This is a genomic window from Rhodoferax sp. GW821-FHT02C08 (assembly GCF_059421805.1).
Map to the genome: position 1 here is coordinate 49,245 of NZ_JBWKVR010000008.1, position 19,801 is coordinate 69,045.

The 19,801-nt window shown below is 65.3% G+C and carries 19 protein-coding genes; 14 read left to right on the forward strand and 5 right to left on the reverse strand.

Annotation, left to right across the window (positions count from 1 at the left end):
* The first annotated feature begins 82 nt into the window (after positions 1-82).
* On the forward strand, positions 83-3,064 hold the full coding sequence (locus AC07VY_RS11875; protein ID WP_495097673.1) for an L-glutamate gamma-semialdehyde dehydrogenase: 2,982 nt from the start codon (positions 83-85) through the stop codon (positions 3,062-3,064).
* Positions 3,065-3,133: 69 nt separating this feature from the next.
* On the opposite strand, the gene AC07VY_RS11880 is transcribed toward AC07VY_RS11875, so the two are convergent.
* Genes AC07VY_RS11880 through AC07VY_RS11890 form a run of 3 tightly spaced genes read right to left on the reverse strand, consistent with a single transcriptional unit; the run spans position 3,134 to position 5,393 of the window.
* Positions 3,134-4,045 carry a J domain-containing protein gene (locus tag AC07VY_RS11880; protein WP_495097672.1) on the reverse strand — a complete coding sequence of 304 codons (912 nt, stop codon included), beginning with the start codon at positions 4,043-4,045 and terminating at the stop codon, positions 3,134-3,136.
* Between the two features lie 24 nt (positions 4,046-4,069).
* Positions 4,070-4,447 carry a hypothetical protein gene (locus tag AC07VY_RS11885; RefSeq protein ID WP_495097671.1) on the reverse strand — a complete coding sequence of 126 codons (378 nt, stop codon included), beginning with the start codon at positions 4,445-4,447 and terminating at the stop codon, positions 4,070-4,072.
* Positions 4,431-5,393 carry a DnaJ domain-containing protein gene (locus AC07VY_RS11890; protein ID WP_495097670.1) on the reverse strand — a complete coding sequence of 321 codons (963 nt, stop codon included), beginning with the start codon at positions 5,391-5,393 and terminating at the stop codon, positions 4,431-4,433. Before AC07VY_RS11890 ends, AC07VY_RS11885 begins: the two co-directional genes overlap by 17 nt.
* Positions 5,394-5,589: 196 nt before the next feature.
* On the opposite strand from AC07VY_RS11890, the gene AC07VY_RS11895 reads away from it, so the two are divergent.
* Positions 5,590-5,919, forward strand: coding sequence for a hypothetical protein (locus AC07VY_RS11895; RefSeq protein ID WP_495097669.1), 330 nt, complete (start codon positions 5,590-5,592; stop codon positions 5,917-5,919).
* 105 nt (positions 5,920-6,024) lie between these two features.
* On the opposite strand, the gene AC07VY_RS11900 is transcribed toward AC07VY_RS11895, so the two are convergent.
* The gene (locus AC07VY_RS11900) at positions 6,025-6,828 is read right to left on the reverse strand and encodes a GntR family transcriptional regulator (RefSeq protein ID WP_495097668.1); all 804 of its coding nucleotides are present in this window, start codon (positions 6,826-6,828) and stop codon (positions 6,025-6,027) included.
* A 281-nt stretch (positions 6,829-7,109) separates the two neighbouring features.
* Here AC07VY_RS11900 and AC07VY_RS11905 point away from each other — a divergent pair, with 281 nt between their 5' ends.
* The 11 genes from AC07VY_RS11905 (at position 7,110) to AC07VY_RS11955 (ending at position 18,291) form a co-directional block, all read left to right on the forward strand.
* Positions 7,110-8,354 (forward strand): ABC transporter substrate-binding protein, encoded by a 1,245-nt coding sequence (locus AC07VY_RS11905; RefSeq protein ID WP_495097667.1) that lies wholly within the window; start codon positions 7,110-7,112, stop codon positions 8,352-8,354.
* Positions 8,355-8,378: 24 nt separating this feature from the next.
* Complete coding sequence (locus tag AC07VY_RS11910; RefSeq protein WP_495097666.1) at positions 8,379-9,305, forward strand: carbohydrate ABC transporter permease; 927 nt, start codon at positions 8,379-8,381, stop codon at positions 9,303-9,305.
* Positions 9,302-10,135 carry a carbohydrate ABC transporter permease gene (locus tag AC07VY_RS11915; protein WP_310376605.1) on the forward strand — a complete coding sequence of 278 codons (834 nt, stop codon included), beginning with the start codon at positions 9,302-9,304 and terminating at the stop codon, positions 10,133-10,135. The genes AC07VY_RS11910 and AC07VY_RS11915 overlap by 4 nt, the downstream gene beginning before the upstream one ends.
* 19 nt (positions 10,136-10,154) lie before the next feature.
* Positions 10,155-11,327 (forward strand): ABC transporter ATP-binding protein, encoded by a 1,173-nt coding sequence (locus AC07VY_RS11920; RefSeq protein WP_495097665.1) that lies wholly within the window; start codon positions 10,155-10,157, stop codon positions 11,325-11,327.
* A 31-nt stretch (positions 11,328-11,358) separates the two neighbouring features.
* Complete coding sequence (locus AC07VY_RS11925; RefSeq protein WP_495097664.1) at positions 11,359-12,342, forward strand: 2-hydroxyacid dehydrogenase; 984 nt, start codon at positions 11,359-11,361, stop codon at positions 12,340-12,342.
* Positions 12,339-13,166, forward strand: coding sequence for a 2-keto-4-pentenoate hydratase (locus tag AC07VY_RS11930; RefSeq protein ID WP_495097663.1), 828 nt, complete (start codon positions 12,339-12,341; stop codon positions 13,164-13,166). The genes AC07VY_RS11925 and AC07VY_RS11930 overlap by 4 nt, the downstream gene beginning before the upstream one ends.
* Before the next feature lie 22 nt (positions 13,167-13,188).
* Positions 13,189-13,956, forward strand: a complete 768-nt coding sequence (locus AC07VY_RS11935) for an SDR family oxidoreductase (RefSeq protein ID WP_495097662.1) — start codon at positions 13,189-13,191, stop codon at positions 13,954-13,956.
* Between the two features lie 117 nt (positions 13,957-14,073).
* Positions 14,074-15,108, forward strand: coding sequence for an L-idonate 5-dehydrogenase (locus AC07VY_RS11940; RefSeq protein ID WP_495097661.1), 1,035 nt, complete (start codon positions 14,074-14,076; stop codon positions 15,106-15,108).
* 12 nt (positions 15,109-15,120) lie between these two features.
* Complete coding sequence (locus AC07VY_RS11945) at positions 15,121-16,368, forward strand: enolase C-terminal domain-like protein (RefSeq protein ID WP_495097660.1); 1,248 nt, start codon at positions 15,121-15,123, stop codon at positions 16,366-16,368.
* 97 nt (positions 16,369-16,465) lie between these two features.
* Complete coding sequence (locus tag AC07VY_RS11950; protein ID WP_495097659.1) at positions 16,466-17,005, forward strand: pseudouridine synthase; 540 nt, start codon at positions 16,466-16,468, stop codon at positions 17,003-17,005.
* A 131-nt stretch (positions 17,006-17,136) separates the two neighbouring features.
* The gene (locus tag AC07VY_RS11955) at positions 17,137-18,291 is read left to right on the forward strand and encodes a patatin-like phospholipase family protein (RefSeq protein WP_495097658.1); all 1,155 of its coding nucleotides are present in this window, start codon (positions 17,137-17,139) and stop codon (positions 18,289-18,291) included.
* Here AC07VY_RS11955 and AC07VY_RS11960 read toward each other — a convergent pair.
* Entirely contained in the window at positions 18,288-19,331 is a 1,044-nt protein-coding gene (locus AC07VY_RS11960) for an NAD(P)H-dependent flavin oxidoreductase (RefSeq protein ID WP_495097657.1), read from the reverse strand. The two genes, AC07VY_RS11955 and AC07VY_RS11960, sit on opposite strands and share 4 nt — an antisense overlap.
* Positions 19,332-19,480: 149 nt before the next feature.
* Between AC07VY_RS11960 and AC07VY_RS11965 the strand changes: the two genes are divergently transcribed.
* A complete protein-coding gene (locus AC07VY_RS11965; RefSeq protein ID WP_495097656.1) occupies positions 19,481-19,786 on the forward strand; it encodes a BufA1 family periplasmic bufferin-type metallophore in 306 nt (101 codons plus the stop codon).
* The last annotated feature ends 15 nt before the right edge of the window (positions 19,787-19,801 follow it).

A 19,801-nucleotide genomic window follows, 5' to 3' on the forward strand; every position in this document is an offset into this window, starting at 1 on the left:
ATTTGGTGAAATTATCTGGTGAGTGCGCGGCAAACTAGCGGATGTTGCAATTTGTTGTTCCTCAATTCCACCGGAGTTCACCATGCGTTTGCCCACCCCCTACCGGCCCGAGGCCGAAGTCGTCGCCCACCGCCTTGCCGCCCTGTCGGGTGCGCTGGACTGGGCCATAGCCTCCGCCCCCGCGCGCCCCTGGGTGCAGGCGGTGCGCGACAACCCGCCGCCGTTCTGGGCCATGGAAAGCCTGCTGCGCGAATACCCGATCTCCAGCGCCGAGGGCCTGGCCCTGATGCGCCTGGCCGAAGCCCTGCTGCGCGTGCCCGATGCCGAAACCGCCATCGCCCTGACCGCCGACCAGTTGGGCCGTGCCGACTTTGACGGCATGGACGAAACCGGCGCCGCCCAGGTACTGGGCCGCTCCACCTTGGCCAAGCTGTCCAGCAGCGCCATCGCCTTGTCGAAGAAATTCCTGCCCGATGCCGAGGCCCCGCAAGGCCTGCTCACCAAGCTCGGTGCCAAGACCGTCGTCGCCGCCACCGTGCGCGCCGTCCAGCTGCTGGGCCGCCAGTTCGTACTGGGTCAAACCATTGGCGACGCCATGGACGAGGCCGATGCCGCGCGCAAAAAGCAGGCCCAGCTGACCTATAGCTACGACATGCTGGGCGAGGGCGCACGCACCGATGCCGACGCGCTGAACTACCTGCAAAGCTACAAGAATGCTATCGAAGCCATAGCTGCTCGCGCAGACAAGACGGGCGCTACTGAGAAAAATGACGGTATTTCCATCAAGCTCAGCGCCTTGCACCCGCGCTACGAATGGACCCAGCGCGAGCGTGTGCTGGCCGAGCTGGTGCCGCGCGTCTGGAGCCTGTGCGAGCAGGCCGCCCGCGCCAACATCAACCTGACCATAGACGCCGAAGAGGTCGACCGCCTGGAGCTGTCGCTGGACGTGTTCGAAGCCCTGGCTGCCCTGGTGGCCCAGCACCAGCCGCAGTGGCGCGGCTTCGGCCTGGCCATGCAGGCCTACCAGACCCGGGCGCTGGAGCTCATCGAACACATCGCCAGCATAGGCCGCAAATACAAGCTGCGCCTGATGTGCCGCTTGGTCAAAGGCGCGTACTGGGACTCGGAAATCAAGCGCGCCCAAGAGCTGGGTCTGCCGCACTACCCGGTGTTCACCCACAAGCACCACACCGATGTGTCCTACCTGGCCTGCGCCAAGGCGCTGCTGGACGCGCCCGACGCCATCTACCCGCAGTTCGCCACCCACAATGCCGCCACCATCGCCGCCATCCTGAGCCTGGCGGCCAAGAGCGGCAATCCGTTCGAGCTGCAGCGCCTGCACGGCATGGGCGAGGGCGTGTACCGCGAGGTGTTGAAGAACCCGCTGATCGGCTGCCGCGTCTACGCCCCGGTGGGCAAGCACCGCGACCTGCTAGCCTACCTGGTGCGCCGCCTGCTGGAGAACGGCGCGAATTCCTCCTTCGTGCACCAGCTGGCCGACGAGTCGGTGGGCATGGAGGAAATCCTGGTGTCGCCCCTGCGCCTGGAGCCGGAGTCGGCCTTCGTGCTGCCGCCCAAGCTGTTCGGTGCCGGCCGTAAAAACAGCGCCGGCCTGGACCTGGAAGTCGCCACCCAGCGCGCCGCGCTGCAAACCGCCTTCGACAACCTGACCGTTCCCTCGGTGCCAGAGTTTGATGCCAAACAGGCCGGTAGCGCATATGCCACCAGCGCAAGTAGCTACAAAATCTGGAGCAAAGCCCCGGTCGCCGAGCGCGCCGCGCTGCTGCGCCAAAGCGCCGATGCGCTGGAACACCAGATGCCACGCTTCTGCGCCATCCTGGTGAAAGAAGCCTTCAAGACCTGGGGCGACGCCGTGTCCGAAGTCCGTGAAGCGGTGGACTTCTTGCGCTTCTACGCCGACGAGGCCGAGCGCATCATGGCGCCCGTGGCCTTGCCCGGCCCGACCGGCGAAACCAACGAGCTGCGCCTGAGCGCGCGCGGCGTCTGGGTCTGCATCAGCCCCTGGAACTTCCCGCTGGCCATCTTCATGGGCCAGGTCGCGGCAGCGCTGGCCACCGGCAACACCGTGCTGGCCAAGCCGGCCGAGCAAACCCCGTTCGTCGCGCTAGAAGCCGTGCGCCTCCTGCACTCGGTGGGGGTGCCTGAAGCCGCGGTGCAGCTGCTGCACGGCGCGGGTGAAACCGTGGGTGCGGCGCTGGTGGCGCTGCCCGGTATCGCCGGTGTGGTGTTTACCGGCTCGACCCCGGTGGCGCGCATCATCAACCGCGCGCTGGCCGCCAAAGACGGCCCCATCGTGCCGCTGATCGCTGAAACCGGCGGCATCAACGCCATGCTGGTCGACAGCACCGCGCTGCCCGAACAGGTGGTCGATGCCGTGGTGCAAAGCGCCTTCCGCAGCGCCGGCCAGCGCTGCTCGGCGTTGCGCCTGCTGTGCGTGCACGATGCCATTGCCGACCACGTCATCGAGATGGTCCAGGGCGCTGCCAAGGAACTGGTGCTGGGTAACACGGCGGAGTGGGCGACTGACGTGGGCCCGGTGATCGACAAGGAAGCATTCGACGGAATTCAGAAGCACATCCAGCGTCTGAACTCCACAGCCAAAGTGCTTCTGCCGCAGGTGGTACCTGCACAGGCAGCTAGCAACTTGATAGCACCACAGGCTTTTGAACTGAAGCAGGTGAGCGACGTGGCGCAGGAAATCTTTGGCCCGGTGCTGCACATCGTGCGCTGGTCGGGCGATCCGCAGGCGGTGATCGAGCAGATCAATGCACTCGGCTACGGCCTGACCCTGGGCATACAGACCCGCATCGACAGCCGCGCCCACGCGCTGGCTGCCGCGGCCCACATCGGCAATGTCTACATCAACCGCAACATCATCGGCGCGGTGGTGGGTGTGCAGCCCTTCGGCGGTGAAGGCCTGAGCGGCACCGGCCCCAAAGCCGGCGGCCCGCATTACCTGTACCGCTTCTGTGCCGAACAGACGCTGACGGTGAACACCACGGCAGCTGGCGGCAATGCGGCGCTGCTGGCTTCGCTGCCCTGAGTGTTTGCTATGGAATAAAGAGCTGTTGGCGCAGGTGCTATCTGCGCTGACGGCCTAAATCCATTGCGGCTAACGCAGTCCGAAAGACGCCGGCAGCGTGACGGCGACGATGCCGTAGCGCGGTGCGTCGGTGTTGGCCGGGGTGCTGGCGGCGCTGGGCGTGGTCTTGTCGTCCAGCCCCTGGGTGCCAGTGATCTCGCGCAGCGCCTCAAGGATGAAGCGGACCAGGTATTTGTCGCCGTCAATTTTCAGCTCGGGGTAGCTGGCGTAGGCCAGCCTGTCGGCCAGCTTGGCCAGCACGGTTTCCTTGTGCTGGGTGAGTGCGCTGGCAAACTTTTCGGCATCCGCCGGGCCTATGTCCACCGTGAGTGCCGGGATGGTCAGGATATGCCGGCTGGCTTCCACGTTCTCGGGCAGTGGCTCGGAGTTTGCAAGGACTACCCGTAAGTCCGAGCCCAGCAGGGCGATTTGCAGGGAGCTGGCGGCTTTGCTGTCGCTGGCCTTGCTGTTGTCGACGTGGGGCTGGCTGGCTGCATCCGGCTTTTGTGCCAGCGGTTGGCTGGCTGCCGGCTGGGCGGTGCCGGCATCCGGCCTGGCGGGCGGCTTTTTGCCGGACAGCGCCCACATCGCAACACCACACGCGACGATCACCGTGGCCAACAGCCACAGATACCAGTTCGACTTTGACGCGGGCGCGGCGACGCGGCGGGTGTAGCTGGGCGCATAGGCGGCCGGCAGCGGCGGTCTGGGCGCCTGTTGCCGGGCCAACTGTGCGTCGTATGCGGCCCGCTGGGCACTGTCCGACAGCACGCCATAGGCCTGGGCGATCAGGCTGGCGCGCTGGGCCATGCGGCTGTCGGTCCCGTGCTTGTCCGGGTGGTGGCGCTGCATCAGGCTTTTGTAGGCGGCGCGCAGCACTTCCGCGCTGGCGCGGGGGCTGACTTCCAGGATGTCGTAGTAGTTCGCGGGTTGCTCGGCCATAGGGCGTGTATGCGGGTGAATGGGCTAGTGTGTCACCGGGCCGAGCTTGGTGAAGATGGTGGTGCTGTTGTCGCTTTCCTGCATGCGGATTTCCTGCGGGCTGGCGGCCAGCACGGTAGTCGCGTCATGGCCAAACTGCTTGCCCAGCTTGTAGCTCCACAACAGGCGCTGGTCCTTGTATTCCCACACGCCGTATTGCAGTACCGCGCCGTCGTCCTGCCGGATTTCCCATTCGCCGTTGGCATACAGATACAGGGGCGTGGTCAGGCGGGAGGAATGCCATTTGCCGACGAAGACCTTGGCGTCGATCTGGGCGAGCCGACTGCAGCCGGACAGGGCCAGCAGCGTGGCCGCGCAGGCTGCCAGCAGCAGCGCGCGCCGGGGTTTAGCGGTGCAGCACACTATTCCACTCGGCCTTTTGCCGCTCGATGCGGTTGCGCTCAATCTGGTCTTTGATGCGCTGGCCTTCCTTCTTTTGCCAGGCCGCGCGCTCGTCTTCGCGGCGCGCCTGCTCCTTGGCTTGCAGCTCGGCCATGCGCAGCTCGGCCGAGACCTGGGCGCCACGCAGGCGCGATTCTTCTTCAAAGCGTTTGGCGTCCTGCTCTGCCCGGCTTTTGTCGCGTTCGGCTTGGCGCTTGTCGGTTTCCTTGCGGCGGTCCTCGGCCTGCAGCAATTCCAGCTCGGCCCGGTTCGCGGGGCGTACGCCGTGCGTCTGGTAGTACTCCTGCAGCAGCACTTTGTCATTGGCCTGGGCATTGGCGGCGGCGGCTGCAGCGGCGGCTTCGGCCATTTCGGCCCGGCGGCTGTTGACTACCATGGTGAAGACCTGGGCGATGGCCAGCAGCGCCACCAGGGTGCCCACCACCATCGCCAGTTTGCGCGGCGTGGAGCTGGACCGGTGGGTCGTTGATGCTGCCAGGTGGGCCGAGAAGCTGCTGCTTTCCCGGAAGGCCGGGTAGGACGCGGTGGTCCCGGAGCGCATGGCCATGGCATCGGCCCGCATGGTCATCGCATCGGCCCGTAGCGCCATGGCTTCGGCGCGCAAGGCCATGGCTTCGGCATCGGCGGGCAGCGGCGCCAGAGCCAGCGGGGCCGCGGCCGGCAGGGCGGGCTCGGGTAGGGGGGGCGCTATTCTGGCGTCGTAAGCCGCGCGCTCGCTGGGGGAGGACAGGGTTTTGAAGGCGACGTTCAGCACCTTGAGCTTGAAGTCAAAGTCATCCGGACTGATGCGGTCCTTGTGCGCTTGCAGCTGGGCGCTGGTGCGCTCGTAGGCCGCCTGGATGTCGGCATCCGAGGCCGTGGCGGGTATTTTCAGGAACTCGTAAAGGGTTTTCTTGCGAGGGGTCACATTGAACTCTGCACAGCGGGGCGGGGTGGCATGCCTGTGGCTACGGGCATGTGTTACGAAATATTTCGCTGGCTATGGTACCGTCTTTGTCTCTGGTGTGAATAAGTTTGAAGTTGTATGAAGTGATGCGGGTCTGCTGCCGACGTTTACCGCCACACTGCCGCTTTATCCGTTCTGCCCAGCCTGGGCATCCCGTATGCAAGATCGCTCCCCTTTTTCGATTGCTGAGCTGCTCGGTAGCGCCTTGTTGCTGGCCTGCGGGCTGGTGGCAATCGTCTATACGCTCAAGCTGGCGCACGACCTGGATGGATGGGGTGCTTTACAGAGCGCTGGTTTGGCCGTGGTGCTGTTGGTGGCGGCTCTCGACCCTGCCTACTATTTTGTGGATGGCTGGGCGCGGCTGGTTTCGCGCCGCTTCCGGCCTTCGCGCCAAAACCGTTGGACGCTGGCGGCCTCTATGCTGGGTGTGGGCCTGTCTGTTGTGGGGTGGCTGGCGGAAAGGTATCTCGCCTATTTCGGCAATTAGCCACGCCTCAAGCCAGCCTACTCGACAAGCCTCAAGTTGTTGCCCCAGTTCCGTCCGGCTGGGAGCGGTACATCCCGGCCTGAGCCCTGCGCGTGGGGGAGTTGGCTATAGCGAGTTTTCAACACTGGCAATCGGCGCAAAGGTGTCGTCCATGGCGTCCAGGCTGCAGTCCAGCAGGGAAGGAGCCACTTCGCGCTCCAGCACGGTGAACATGCTTTCCACGAAGTCCATCAGCCCGTCCGAGGCGGTAATGGCGGCGTCCACATGGCCGTTGGCCACCGCGTCGATCACGGCGATATGGCCGTCTACCGTGCTTTGCAGGTTGGTGTGCTGGGGCGTCTGCATGTGGTAGATCCAGCCTATGCGCCGGAAGATGGTGTGCAGCGGGCGCAGTGTGCTTTCCACAAACGGCTCGTTGGCGGCGGCCAGGAACAGCTGGTCGATGCGCCGGTCCACCAGGTTGAATTGCGCGATCGTCATGTCGGCGCCATGCTCGATCAACTGGCGGCGCAGGTGCAGCATCTGGTTGCGCTGCGATGCGCCGGATCGTTCTGTGGCCAGGCGGATCACAAAGCGCTCCATGTCGCGGCGCAGCTGCAGTAGCACGCGCTCGCGGGTCAGGTCGACCGGGGCGATCTGGATGCCGTGGCGCGGCGATACGATGACCAGGGTGTCAGCCGCCAGCCGGCTGACGGCCTGGTGCACCGGCGTACGACCCAGGCCCACCAGGGTCTGCAGCTCGTGGGTGGCCAGAAAGCGCCCGGGTTTGAGCTCGCAGCTGACTAGCAGGCTTTCGATCTGCTCATAGGCCTGGTCGGACAGGTTGACCTGGCTGCGGCGGCGCGGTGCGTCCGACAGCGGCGCAGCAACGGCCGTCAGTGCGGAACGGTAGCCGGGGGACGAAGCCATAGTGTTCTTTCTGCGATTGCAATGGCATGCGGTACCGCATGCGTTCAACTGCCAAGCATACCCTGATATGTAAGCTGCAGCACAGCGGCATACAGCGCTTGTATAGAGGAAACGAGGCTAGTTTCTATCGCCATCGGATTCCTTATGCATGCGGGTAAGCACCGAGAACTTTTGTGAAATATCACGTTATTCTTCATTTCGGGTTGATTGCCGGACGCAGCCTGCAGACCACCCATTCGAATAACTTCGCGGCCCATGGGCCCGCATTGATGGAGACAAGCATGAAGAAACTGTCCAAGTTGTCGGTCTGTATGGCGGCGCTGGCGGGTGCCGTGGTGGTTGGCGGCCTGCCGCTGGCGGCCCATGCGCAGACCAAGGAGGCGCTGACTTTTGCGGCTGTCACGTTCAGCGAGGCGGGCCGGGGCGAGCGCCTCAAGGCCTGGGTCGAGAAGTTCAACAAGAGCCAGGCTGTCGCCGAAATCACGCCTATCGCCATTCCCTTCGGCAGCTTTGCCAAGACGGTGTTCACGCAGATGGGCGGCGGCGCGGGGCCCGACCTGGTGCGCATGGACGCGATCGACTACTACGCAGCCGTGAACAGCAAGAGCATCCTGCCGCTGGACGATTTGCTCAAGGGCGGCAACTACAAGTTCACGGAACCCGACAAATACATGATCGTGGGCGGCAAGCGCTTTGGCGTGCCGTTTGAGCTCAGCAACTACGTGCTGCTGTACAACCCGGCCTTGCTCAAGGGCGGCAAGCCACCAGCCAACTTCGACGAATTCCTGGCCAGCGCCAAGGCAGCCACCGGCAACGGTGTCTATGGCTACGCCTACCGCGCCACCATGGCCGAGGGCAATGGCTTCTGGCAGGACCTGTGCAACTTCGTCTACGGCTTCGGTGGCCGCTGGAGTGACGCGCAAGGCAATCTGACCCTGAACGATGCCAAGGTGGTCGAGGGCGTTACCGCCTACAAGCAGATCTATGACGCGAGCGTGATTCCCAAGGGCGCAGACGCCGCTACCTACCGCCGCATGTTCTGGGAACGCAAGGTGGCGATGGAGGTCGACAACGGCGGTGTGGCGGGTATCTTTAGCCTGCAGGCACCGGAACTGGCGTTTGCGGCCGCGCCGTCGCCGTTCCCGACGCGGGCCCAGGGCATGGTGCTGACCGCGCTGACCATCAATGCCAACACCAAGCACAAGGCCGCCGCCGAAGCCTTCATTAAGTGGACCTTGCAGCCCGAGAACCAGAAGGACCTGCAGGAATTGCTGGGCGCCAGCAACGTGGCCACGGTGGTCGAGCGCAGCCCGGAGATGATGGCCAAGCGGCCCTGGCTGAAGGTCTATGACGACCAGGCCGTGAACAGCGTGCCGCAGCTGGTCCAGGGCCTGGAGGTCAAGACGCCGGAGATCCAGCAGATCGTGCTGGAGCAGGTACTCAAGGTCTTGCAGGGCGGCGTGGACCCCAAGAAGGCCATGGACGACGCCCAGCGCACGGCCCTGTCGCGCGTGCTGCGCAAGTAAGCCAGCCCACTGCAGACCTTCCCCATGCATGCTGCTGCATCTTCCGTAGGCGTCACGTCGCCGAAGGCCAAGCGCGACTGGACGCCTTATTGGTTCGCCGCGCCGGTGGCCCTGTATCTGCTGCTGTTCCAGGGCTATCCCCTGGTGCAGGAGTTCTACCTGAGCTTTACCTCGACCGCCTTGCTGTCGCCCGGCCAGCACACCTATGTCGGGCTGCAGAACTACGTCGATCTGGTGACGCAGGAGGAGTTCCGGCAGGTCTTTCTGATCACCGCCGTCTACACCGTAGTCTGCGTGGTGGTGGCGATCGGCCTGGGGCTGGGAGCCGCGCTGCTGCTCAACGCGCCGTTCCGCGGGCGCGGCCTGGCGCGGGCGCTGGTGACGATTCCATGGGCCGCGCCGCCGGTGGCCGTGGCGCTGATCTTCATCTGGATCTACAACGGCCAGTACGGCATCTTCAACCATCTGCGGGGTGCGCTCGGCGGTGCCGTCAGCCTGGAGAGCTGGCTCGATAGCCCGGCGCTGGCCTTGCCCGCCGTGTTGCTGACAACCATCTGGCAGATATTCCCGTTCGCCTCGGTCGTCATCTTGGCCGCCTTGCAGAGCGTGTCATCTGAGTTGCGCGAGGCCGCGGTGATCGACGGCGCGGACCGGTTGAGCGTGTTTCGCGCCGTGGTCTGGCCGACCATCCAGCCTTCGGTGGCGCTGCTCGCGCTGTTCCTGACGATCTGGTCCCTGCGCCGCTTCGACCTGATCTGGCTCATGACCCAGGGCGGCCCGATCGGTTCGACCAACACCATGGTGATCGAGCTGTACCGTCGCGCCTTTGTGTACCGCGATCTGGGGCAGGGCGCCGCCGTCGGCATGGTGGGCCTGTCGATTGCGCTGCTCATCACCATCGTCTATTTCCGCTATACCCAGCGCGTCGAACGCGCCAAGGGGCAGCGATGAGCCGCACCCTGTCCTGGAGCCACGCGCTGCGCATGATCCTGGTGTTGGCGTTGCTGGGCGTGGCCGCGTTCCCAATTTACTGGATGCTGGTCACCTCGTTGACATCGTCGTCGGACCTGTTCGCGCCCAAGCCGCACCTGCTGCCCGACTGGTCGCAAGCGGCGGTCTACGGCCACGCCTTCAGCGCCACCGCCGTCGCGACCTGGCTGAAGAACAGCGCCATCGTCGCCTTCGGCACGGCCGCGCTGAGCATCGTGCTGGCCATCTTTCCGGCCTATGTGTTGTCGCGTTACCGCATGCGGGCGGTTGCCATCCTGGGGGTGGCGTTGTTCGTCACGCAGATGCTGCCCGAAGCCATGCTGGTCGTGCCCTTGTACGCGATCTTCGGCCAACTGGGCCTGCTGAACAGCCTGACCGGCCTGATCCTGGCCAACACGGCATTCACGGTGCCGGTGATCACCTTGATTCTCAAGGGGGCGGTCGACGGTGTGCCCATTGATATCGAGGAGGCCGCCGGCATCGACGGTTGCTCGCGCCTGGGCATCGTGCTGACCATGGTGCTGCCGCTGGTGGCGCCCAGCCTGGCTGCGGCGGCCGTGATCGCCTTCTTCCATGGCTGGAACGAATACGTGTTCGCCCAGACCCTGATCAGCGACCAGGGGCTGCAGACCGCTTCGGTCGGCCTGGCCGGCTTCGTGGGTGAACTCAGCACGCCCATGCATACCGTCATGGCCATCGGGCTGATGTACACCCTGCCCGCCGTCATCTTTTATCTCTTCGTGCAGCGCTACGTCGTCTCTGGCATGACCGCCGGCAGCGTCAAAGGCTAACCCTTTCCGGACACCCACCATGGCATCCATTTCCCTCCAGGGCGTCACCAAGATCTTCGGCGGCAAGAAGGCCGCCAACCAGATCACCTTCGACGTCGCCGACCGCGAATTCCTCGTACTGCTCGGGCCCTCGGGCTGCGGCAAATCCACGCTGCTGCGTATGCTGGCCGGCCTGGAGCAGGTCACCAGCGGCGAGGTCCACGTCGGCGCGCGCCGCGTTGACACCTTGCCGCCCAGCGCCCGTGACATGGCTTTCGTGTTCCAGTCGTATGCGCTGTATCCGCACATGACGGTGCGGCGCAACATCAGCTTCCCGCTGATCATGCGCGAGCACCGCTGGTGGTTCCATTTGCCGCTGATCGGTGGCCTGGCCAAGCGGCGCATCGAGCAGTCGCCGGCGGTGCGTGACCTGGTCGACCGCACGGCCAAAACGCTGGCGCTGACCGAGATGCTCGACCGCTACCCGCGCACGTTGTCGGGCGGCCAGCGCCAGCGCGTGGCGCTGGGCCGGGCCATGGTGCGCCAGCCCGACGTGTTCCTGATGGACGAGCCGCTGTCCAACCTCGACGCCAAGCTGCGTACCTCGATGCGCGCCGAAATCATCAAGCTGCACCGTGAAGTGGGCGGCACCTTCGTCTACGTGACGCACGACCAGATCGAGGCGATGACCATGGGCACCCGCATCGCGCTGATGCGCGACGGCGAGGTGCAGCAGTTCGGCACGCCGCGCGAGATCTACACCGATCCGGCGAACACCTTTGTGGCCCGGTTCATCGGTACGCCCCCGATGAACCTGATCGAGGCGCGCATCGAACCGCGCGGTCTGGTGATTGGCAAGGCCGTACTGCCCTTGCCCGAACATCTGGCCGCGCTGGGGCAACAGGCGCCACGCGATGTGTTGCTCGGCATTCGTCCGCAGGCACTGGGCCTGGCCCACGGCGTGCTGGCCGGCCAGGTGGTACTGGTCGAGCACGTGGGGGCCGAGTCCATCGTCAGCATCAAACTCGACCATGCCAATACCGCCCACAGCGACGACGGCGAGAGCGGCGACGACGTGATGGTCGTGGTCCAGGGCTATAGCGATCTGCGCAGCGGCCAGCCCGTGCAGCTGTCGCTCGACCTGGGCGAAGCCGTGCTGTTCGAACGCGGCGGGCAGCGCATCCGTGTGCCGGCCTTGTCGCGCGCGGCCTGAGCGTTGCCATAAACCCCAACCAGGACAGCCCATGAAAACTCTCAAGATTGCTTTCCACGGCGAGAACGCCGCCAACTTTCGCCAGGGCTTCGAGACCCTGGTCGACCCACGGCACCAGATCATCGATCTGAGCGACACGCTGGCCGGCCCCGGCGAGCGCGAACACTACGAAAGCGCCGACGTCATCGTCGGCATCAAGCTGAACCGCGAGATGCCGACACCCAAGAAAGCGGGCCTGTTCCATGCGCCTTCCGCAGGCACGGACGCGATCGACACGGCCCTGCTGCCGCCCGGCACTGTGCTGTGCAACTGCTTCGGCCACGAGCACGCCATCGCCGAGTACGTGATGGCCGCCCTGCTGCAGCGCCATGTGCCGCTGGCGCAGGCCGACGCCGATCTGCGCCAGCAGCGCTGGACCTACTGGGCCGGCCGGCCGACCGCACTGCGCAGCGAGCTGGGAGCGCAGACGCTGGGCCTGCTGGGCTTCGGCCATATCTCCCAGGCCATCCTGGCACGGGCTAAGGCCTTTGGCATGCGGGTCACGGTGGCCAACCGCAGCCCCATCCAGGATGAACGGGTAGACCAGGCCTTCACCCTGGACCAGCTGCCGGCCTTCATGGCATCGGCCGACGCCATCGTGGTCTCGCTGCCTTTGACGGCGCAGACCACGGGCATCGTCGGTGCCGAGGCCTTCGCCGCCATGCGGCCTGATGCGCTGATCCTGAACGTCGGGCGCGGCCCGGTGATCGACGAGCAGGCGCTGTACGACGCGCTGGCCCAGCGCCGCATCGGCGGCGCCATCATCGACACCTGGTACCGCTATCCGACGCCCGACCAGGCCGAGTGCACGCCATCGCGCCTGGATTTCGCATCGCTGCCGAATCTGCTCATGACCCCGCACATGTCGGGCTGGACCTCTGGCACCGTGCGCCGGCGCCAGCAAACCATGGCCGACAACATCCAGCGTTGGCTGGACGGCCAGCCGCTGAACAACGTGCTCTGGCCTAAGCCATGAACACGCATTCCTCTCCCACCCTGCCCGCGGCCGCGCAAGAGGTGGTAGCTGCCTTGGTCGCGGCGCGCCGTTCTGGTCAAACGGCCCCGGCCGCAGCCTTGCGGGCCGCGCTGAGCACGGACGATGAGGCCTATGCGGTCCAGGAGGCGGTGGCCCAGGCGCTGGGCTGGTTTGCCGAGGGTGGGCCGCGCTACTGGAAGTCGGGCGGCGCATCGCGCGACTCCGTGCTCAGCCATGCGGCCCTGCCGTCTGCGGGCGTGCGGGTGGCTGGCGATACGTTGGCGGATGTGTCCTTCCACACGCCAGCCGTGGAGGCCGAGATCGTGCTGCGCCTCGCAGAAGAAGTGACGCCCGAGCGCGCGCAGCGCCTGACCCATGCCGATGGTCCGGCCCTGGTGGACGCCATGGCTGTCGCCATCGAGATCGCCGATTCGCGCTGGGATGAAGGGCTGCAGGCACCGGCCGCCTTGCGGCTGGCCGACCAGGGCTCGCATGGCGCGTTGATCCTGGGCGAATGGATGCCCTGGTACGCGCACGACTGGGCGGGCCAACGCTGCGAAGTCCGTTTTGGCGGCACGCCGGTGATCGCCAACACGGGCGCCTATTCCCTGGGCGATCCGCTGTGGCTGCTGCCGATCTGGCTGCGCCACGCCACGCGCCATGGCCGTACGGTGGCGGCGCACAGCGTGGTCACCACCGGCTCCTGGGTGGGCGCGATTCCGATGCCAAGGGATGCCGATGTCGTAGTCCGCTTTCCCGGCCTGGGCGAGGTCGGCCTGCGCGGCGGAACCGTCCACGCCGCACACGGCATCGATTTCACCTGATTCACCTGATAGAGGAAACCCCATGTCCCCATTGTTTGACTTGACCGGGCGCACGGCGCTCATCACCGGGTCCGCGCGCGGCCTGGGTTTCGGATTCGCCCAGGGCCTGGCCGAGGCCGGTGCCAAAGTCGTCATCAATGCGCGCAACGCCGAGCAGGTTGCGCAGGCCGTGGACCAGCTGCGCGCCCTGGGCCACGATGCACAGGGCCTGCCGTTCGACGTGACCGACGAAGCCGCCGTGGGCGCCGCATTCGCGTCGCTGGACCAGCAAGGCATAGAGATCGACATCCTGATCAACAACGCCGGCATACAGCACCGCATGCCCCTGGTCGATCTGGAGCTCAAGGACTGGCAGCGCGTGATCGACACCAACCTCACCAGCGCTTTCATCGTCGGCAAGCAGGCCGCCAAACGCATGATTGCGCGCGGCCGTGGCGGCAAGGTCATCAACATCGGCTCGCTGACCAGCGAGGCGGCGCGCGCCACGGTTGGCCCATACACGGCGGCCAAGGGCGGCATCAAGATGCTGACCCGCGCCATGGCCGCCGAATGGACCGAGCACGGCATCCAGGCCAATGCCATCGGCCCTGGCTACATGGCGACCGAGATGAACACCGCCTTGCTGGAGAACCCCACTTTCGACGCCTGGGTCAAGGGCCGGACACCGGCGCGCCGCTGGGGCCGTGCCGATGAGCTTGCGGGCACGGCGGTCTATCTGGCTTCCGCTGCGTCCGACTATGTCAGCGGGCAAATCATTTACGTCGACGGCGGCATGCTCGCCGTGCTGTGAGGGCATGGCTGTTCTGCCGTTCTCCAGGTCCTTATGAACCAGGCGGTTGACCGGCTAAAGCACCCGGTCTGCGCCACCCACCTGCAGAAGTGAATCTGCGTACCAAGGAATAGCACCATGGAAGCACTCGTCATCCACGCCGCCGGCGACTTGCGCGTCGAAACTTTCCCCACCGCGGAGCTCGGCTCCGGCCAGCTGCGCGTGCGGGTGCGTTGCGGCGGCATCTGCGGCTCGGACCTGCACTACTACAACCACGGAGGCTTCGGCACCATCCGCCTGCAGGAGCCTATGGTGCTAGGCCATGAGATCGCCGGGGTCATCGACGCCGTGGGCAGTGCGGTGAGCGGCTTTGCAGTGGGCGAGCGCATCGCCGTCTGCCCGAGCAGGCCTTGCGGCCTGTGCCGCTACTGCCAGCAGGGTTTGCAGAACCACTGCCTGGACATGCGCTACTACGGCAGCGCCATGCGCAACCCGCATGTGCAGGGTGCGTTCCGCCAGGAGATCGTGGTCGAGCCGCACCAGGCGCACCGGCTGGCGGCCAGCGTCAGCGATGGCGAGGGCTCGATGGCCGAGCCGCTGGCGGTGGCGCTGCATGCGGTACGACGCGCCGGATCGCTGCTGGGCAAGTCGGTGCTGGTCACAGGCTGCGGGCCGATTGGCGCGCTGGTGATCCTGGCGGCCCGGCGTGCTGGCGCCGCGCACATCGTGGCCACCGATGTCAGCGACCACACCCTGGGCAAGGCGCTCAAGGTCGGCGCCGACGAGGCCATCAACGTTGCCGAGGAACCGGACGGTTTGAAGCGCTTCATGGCCGACAAGGGCAGCTTCGATGTGCTGTTCGAAGCCAGCGGCAACGAACGCGCGCTGCGTGGTGCGCTCGACACCCTGCGGCCGCGCGGCATCTTGGTGCAGCTGGGCCTGGGCGGAGAGATGACGTTGCCCATCAACACCCTGGTGGCCAAGGAGTTTGATCTGCGCGGCGCCTTCCGCTTCCACGAGGAATTCGCCATGGCGGTGGAGCTGCTGAACAAGGGCCTGGTCGACGTCAAGCCGCTGATCTCAGCCACGCTGTCCTACCGCGATTCGGCCCGGGCGTTCGCCCTGGCGGCAGACCGCTCGCAGGCCATGAAGGTATTACTGAATTTCGATTGAGAAAGAAAAGCAATGGCGACCCTCATCACCGACGTCAAAGTCATACTCACCGCGCCCGAAGGCATCAATCTGCTGGTGGTGAAGATCGAGACCAACCAGCCCGGCCTGTACGGCCTGGGCTGCGCGACCTTTGCCTACCGCCAGCTGGCGGTGCAATGCCTGCTGGAGCAATATCTGAAACCGCTGCTGCTGGGCCGCGACGCCAGTGCCATCGAGGAGCTGTGGCAGCTGATGCACCAGAACGCCTACTGGCGCAACGGCCCCATCGAAAACAACGCCATCTCGGGCGTGGACATGGCGCTGTGGGACATCAAGGGCAAGATGGCCCAGATGCCGCTGTACCAGCTGTTCGGCGGCAAGTGCCGCGAGGGCGTGCCGATCTACCGCCATGCCGACGGCCGCGACCTGGCCGAGCTGTGCGACAACATCCAGAAGTACCGCGAGCAGGGCATTACCCACATCCGCTGCCAGAACGGCGGCTACGGCGGTGGCGGTTTCGGCGCGGCACCGGCGACTGCGCCGCAGGGCGCGCTGGATGGCATCTATCTGGACAGCAAACAGTACATGCGCGACACGCTGAAGCTGTTCGAGGGCATACGCAGCCAGGTCGGCTTCGACGTGGCGCTGTGCCACGACGTGCACGAGCGCCTCAAGCCCAGCGAGGCCATCCAGTTCGCCTGCGCGCTGGAGCCCTTCGACCTGTTCTTTCTGGAAGATGCGATCGCGCTGGAGGAGGGCGAGTGGCTGCGCCAGCTGCGCGCCAAGACCACCACGCCGCTGGCCCAGGGCGAGCTGTTCAACCACCCGGCGGAGTGGAAGTTTTTGATCGTCGAGCGGCTGATCGACTACATCCGCGTACACCTGAGCCAGATCGGCGGCATCACCGCCGGCCGCAAGCTGCAGATCTTTGCCGAGCAGTTTGGCGTGCGCACCGCCTGGCACGGCCCGGGCGATATGTCGCCGCTGGGCCATGCGGCGAATATCCATATCGACCTGGCGGCGCGCAATTTCGGGGTGCAGGAATGGTCGGGCACCGAGCCGCCGAACTTCGTGATCCAGGAGCTCAAAGGCCCGCGCGATGCGCTGCTGGACGTGTTCCCCGGCTTGCCGGAATATCGCAACGGCTATGTGTACGCGAATGACAAGCCGGGTTTAGGTGTAGACATCAACGAGACCGAGGCCCTCAAGTACCCGTGCGACAACGCCATCACGCTGTGGACCCAGACCCGGCTGCGTGACGGCACGCTGCAAACACCATAAGCATTTTGCTATTGAAAGCGTAGCTGCCTGCGCAGATATTACCTGCGCTGCAGCCTTAAAAGGCTTGTATTTTCAGGGGCTAAAATCGGGCCTGCCCATGGCCAAAATCGTCCTCTTCAACAAGCCTTTCAACGTGCTCACCCAGTTCCGCCCCGACGGCGACCGGCCGACGCTGGCGCAGTACATCCAGGACCCCAGCCTGCGCGTGGCCGGCCGGTTGGACCGCGATTCGGAAGGCCTGTTGCTGCTGACCGACGACGGGGCATTGAATGCGCGCATCACCCAGCCCCGGCGCAAGCAGTTCAAAACCTACTGGGTGCAGGTGGACGGTCTGCCTACCGAGGCCGCGCTGCAGGCACTGCGCCAGGGCGTGCTGCTGAACGACGGTATGACACTGCCGGCCAGTGCCCAGGCCATGGAGGCGCCCGCCGTCTGGGAGCGTACGCCGCCGGTGCGCTTTCGGGCGCTGTTGCCGACTTCCTGGCTGGAGATCCGCATCTGCGAAGGGCGCAACCGCCAGGTACGGCGCATGACGGCGGCGGTGGGCCTGCCCACCTTGCGTTTGATACGCGTGCAAATAGGCGACTACCAACTAGGGGATCTGCCGCAGGGTGCCTGGCGGCTTGCAGCTCCATAGGGCCGTAGCGCAGGTAATATCTGCGCAGGCAGCTATATTTTTGAGAGCGAAAGCGGTTCTTCTGTAAACCTGGCTTTACCCTGCCACCCTATACTGCAGCGCAGCATTTTCTGCGTCTGAAAGGTGTTTGCATGAGCGCTTCTCCCATACCTTATCCCGAACAATGCACGCTGGTGCTGCAAGGCGGCGGCGCCCTGGGCGCCTACCAGGCGGGGGTGTACGAGGCCCTGCATACGCATGGTATTGCCCCGCATTGGGTCGCTGGTGTGTCTATCGGCGCCATTAACGCAGCCATCATTGCCGGCAACCCCCCGGAGCTGCGCGTGGCGCGCCTGCGCGAGTTCTGGGAGGGAGTGTCTGCCAACCTGCTGGCTCCCCCGCTGCCCAGCAATTTTGGTGTTGAGGCGCGCGAGTTTTTCAACGAGTCCAGCGCGGCCTGGGTGTCGCTGTTTGGTGTGCCAGGTTTCTTCAGCCCGCGTATGCCGCCCGCGCCCTTCCAGCCGCATGGCACGGCGGCGGCGCTGAGCTACTACGACACGTCTCCGTTGTACAAGACTCTGCAGCGCTTGGTGGACTTTGACCTTATCAATGCCAAGCAGGCCCGGGACAAGGTACGCCTCTCGGTGGGGGCGGTGCATGTCACCACCGGCAACTCCACGTATTTCGATTCTGTGGACAGCAAGTGCCACCGGATCATCGGACCCGAGCACATCATGGCCAGCGGCGCTTTACCACCAGGTTTTGAACCGGTGGAGATCGGCGGCCATTTCTACTGGGACGGTGGGTTGGTGTCCAACACCCCTCTGCAGTATGTGATCGACCAGCCGGCGGACCATGACATGCTGGTGTTCCAGGTAGACCTGTTCAGCGCACGGGGCCGGCTGCCGCGCAACCTGAGTGAGGTGGCCGAGCGCGGCAAGGACATCCAGTTTGCCAGCCGCACCCGCTTCAATACCGACCTGGTCGCAATGCAGCAAAAGATATCCAGTACGGCCGCAAACCTGGCTACCAAACTTCCACCAGAATTTGCCAACGACCCGGACTTACAGCAATTGCTGAATGCCGGTACTGCCGCCGCTTTGACCATCGTGCACTTGATCCACCGCAGCAAGCACTACGAAACTCAATCCAAGGACTACGAGTTCTCGCGTGCCACGGTGCGTGAACACTGGGATGCCGGTCGCAAGGATGTGGAGCGCAGCCTGGCCGATCCGCGTTGGGCCGAGCGTTGCCGCTCGCAGGTCGGCATCACGGTGCTGGACTTGACGCGGCCCGACGAAGCTTAGGCGCCAAAGCCCTGTGCCAGCCGCCGGGTGATCTCCGCCGCCGGCAAGGCCAGGCACCCACTGGCGTTCTGCCCCGACCACAGTGGCGAAAAGTCGCCGCTGTCTAGGCGTTCAGCATGGGCGCGCAGCGGTGCCATGGCGGCCGTGGCCATGGGGAATGCGGGGGCTGCATCGTTCAGCGCGCCCAGCTCGCGTATCACCCGGTTGACGATGCCGCGCGCGGGCCGCCCGGTGAACAAATGGGTCAGCACCGTATGCCGTGCCGCAGGCGATTGCAGCACCGCGCGGTGCGCCTTGCTGGTGGTGGCTTCATCGCTCAGCAGGTAGGCTGTACCCACCAGCACCCCGGCCGCGCCCAGCGCCATGGCGGCGGCCACGCCCTGTGCATCGGCAATGCCGCCGGCAGCAATCACCGGCACCGAGACTGCGCGCACGATCTGCGGCAGCAGGGTGAAGCTGCCCATTTGCAATGACAGGTCGTGCGACAAGAAGTGGCCCCGGTGGCCGCCGGCCTCCAGCCCCTGGGCGATGATGGCGTCCACACCACGTGCCTGCAGCCACAGCGCCTCCTCCACCGTGGTGGCCGAGGCCAGTATCTTGCTGCCCCAGCTGCGCACCCGCTGCAGCAGCGCAGGCGTGGGCAGGCCGAAGTGGAAGCTCACCACCGGCGGGCGAAAGGCCTGCAGCACATCGGCCGCCGCATCGCTGAACGGCGCGCGTCCCGGGCCCGAGGCAATCTGCGCCATGTCCAGCCCCATCTCTGCGTAATAGGGTGCCAGCGCCGCATGCCAGCGTGCCGGCTGCCCGTCTTGCGGCGCGGGCAGTGTGTGGCAAAAGAAGTTGACGCAATAGGGCTTGCGGGTCTGCGCGTGGATGCGTTCCAGCTCGTCGCGCAAGGCATCCAGTCCCAGCAGCGCAGCAGGTAGTGAACCCAGGCCACCGGCCTCGCTCACCGCGACCGCCATGGCACTGCCTTGTACGCCGGCCATGGGGGCCTGGACCAGGGGCAGGGCGGTACCTAAGAGTTTGGTGAGTGACATGGCGTGTCCTGTCTGAAAAAAAATATGAAAAAACTATACAGAGCTTGTAAGAACCCTGGCGCTGCTGCGACTACTTCACAGCAAGCTTGCATACCGCACAGCGTGCTGAAGACACAACCCTTATTCACTTTTATTGACTGGAGATCACCATGACCGCTACCAACACCCGCTTCGCTTCCACCGCTGTTCTGGCCCTGGCTTTGGGTTCTGCCCTGGCCATGGCATCGGCCCCCGCATCGGCAGCCGACGACGCCAAGGAAAAGTGCTTCGGCGTGGCCATGGCCGGCAAGAACGACTGCGCTGCAGGCGCCGGCACCACCTGCGCAGGCACCTCCAAGATGGACTACCAGGCCAACTCCTGGAAGTTCGTGCCCGCCGGCACCTGCGAGACCATGAAGTCCGCCACATCGCCCACGGGCATGGGCCAAAAGATGGCTTTCACCGCAAAGATGTAAGCACACCTTCAACCT

Excerpts from the sequence above, each read along its gene's own strand:
- AC07VY_RS11875 (WP_495097673.1), top strand. The coding sequence starts at position 83 with ATGCGTTTGCCCACCCCCTACCGGCCCGAGGCCGAAGTCGTCGCCCAC.
- AC07VY_RS11880 (WP_495097672.1), bottom strand. The coding sequence starts at position 4,045 with ATGGCCGAGCAACCCGCGAACTACTACGACATCCTGGAAGTCAGCCCC.
- AC07VY_RS11895 (WP_495097669.1), top strand. The coding sequence starts at position 5,590 with ATGCAAGATCGCTCCCCTTTTTCGATTGCTGAGCTGCTCGGTAGCGCC.
- AC07VY_RS11900 (WP_495097668.1), bottom strand. The coding sequence starts at position 6,828 with ATGGCTTCGTCCCCCGGCTACCGTTCCGCACTGACGGCCGTTGCTGCG.
- AC07VY_RS11905 (WP_495097667.1), top strand. The coding sequence starts at position 7,110 with ATGAAGAAACTGTCCAAGTTGTCGGTCTGTATGGCGGCGCTGGCGGGT.
- AC07VY_RS11910 (WP_495097666.1), top strand. The coding sequence starts at position 8,379 with ATGCATGCTGCTGCATCTTCCGTAGGCGTCACGTCGCCGAAGGCCAAG.
- AC07VY_RS11915 (WP_310376605.1), top strand. The coding sequence starts at position 9,302 with ATGAGCCGCACCCTGTCCTGGAGCCACGCGCTGCGCATGATCCTGGTG.
- AC07VY_RS11920 (WP_495097665.1), top strand. The coding sequence starts at position 10,155 with ATGGCATCCATTTCCCTCCAGGGCGTCACCAAGATCTTCGGCGGCAAG.
- AC07VY_RS11925 (WP_495097664.1), top strand. The coding sequence starts at position 11,359 with ATGAAAACTCTCAAGATTGCTTTCCACGGCGAGAACGCCGCCAACTTT.
- AC07VY_RS11930 (WP_495097663.1), top strand. The coding sequence starts at position 12,339 with ATGAACACGCATTCCTCTCCCACCCTGCCCGCGGCCGCGCAAGAGGTG.
- AC07VY_RS11935 (WP_495097662.1), top strand. The coding sequence starts at position 13,189 with ATGTCCCCATTGTTTGACTTGACCGGGCGCACGGCGCTCATCACCGGG.
- AC07VY_RS11940 (WP_495097661.1), top strand. The coding sequence starts at position 14,074 with ATGGAAGCACTCGTCATCCACGCCGCCGGCGACTTGCGCGTCGAAACT.
- AC07VY_RS11945 (WP_495097660.1), top strand. The coding sequence starts at position 15,121 with ATGGCGACCCTCATCACCGACGTCAAAGTCATACTCACCGCGCCCGAA.
- AC07VY_RS11950 (WP_495097659.1), top strand. The coding sequence starts at position 16,466 with ATGGCCAAAATCGTCCTCTTCAACAAGCCTTTCAACGTGCTCACCCAG.
- AC07VY_RS11955 (WP_495097658.1), top strand. The coding sequence starts at position 17,137 with ATGAGCGCTTCTCCCATACCTTATCCCGAACAATGCACGCTGGTGCTG.
- AC07VY_RS11960 (WP_495097657.1), bottom strand. The coding sequence starts at position 19,331 with ATGTCACTCACCAAACTCTTAGGTACCGCCCTGCCCCTGGTCCAGGCC.
- AC07VY_RS11965 (WP_495097656.1), top strand. The coding sequence starts at position 19,481 with ATGACCGCTACCAACACCCGCTTCGCTTCCACCGCTGTTCTGGCCCTG.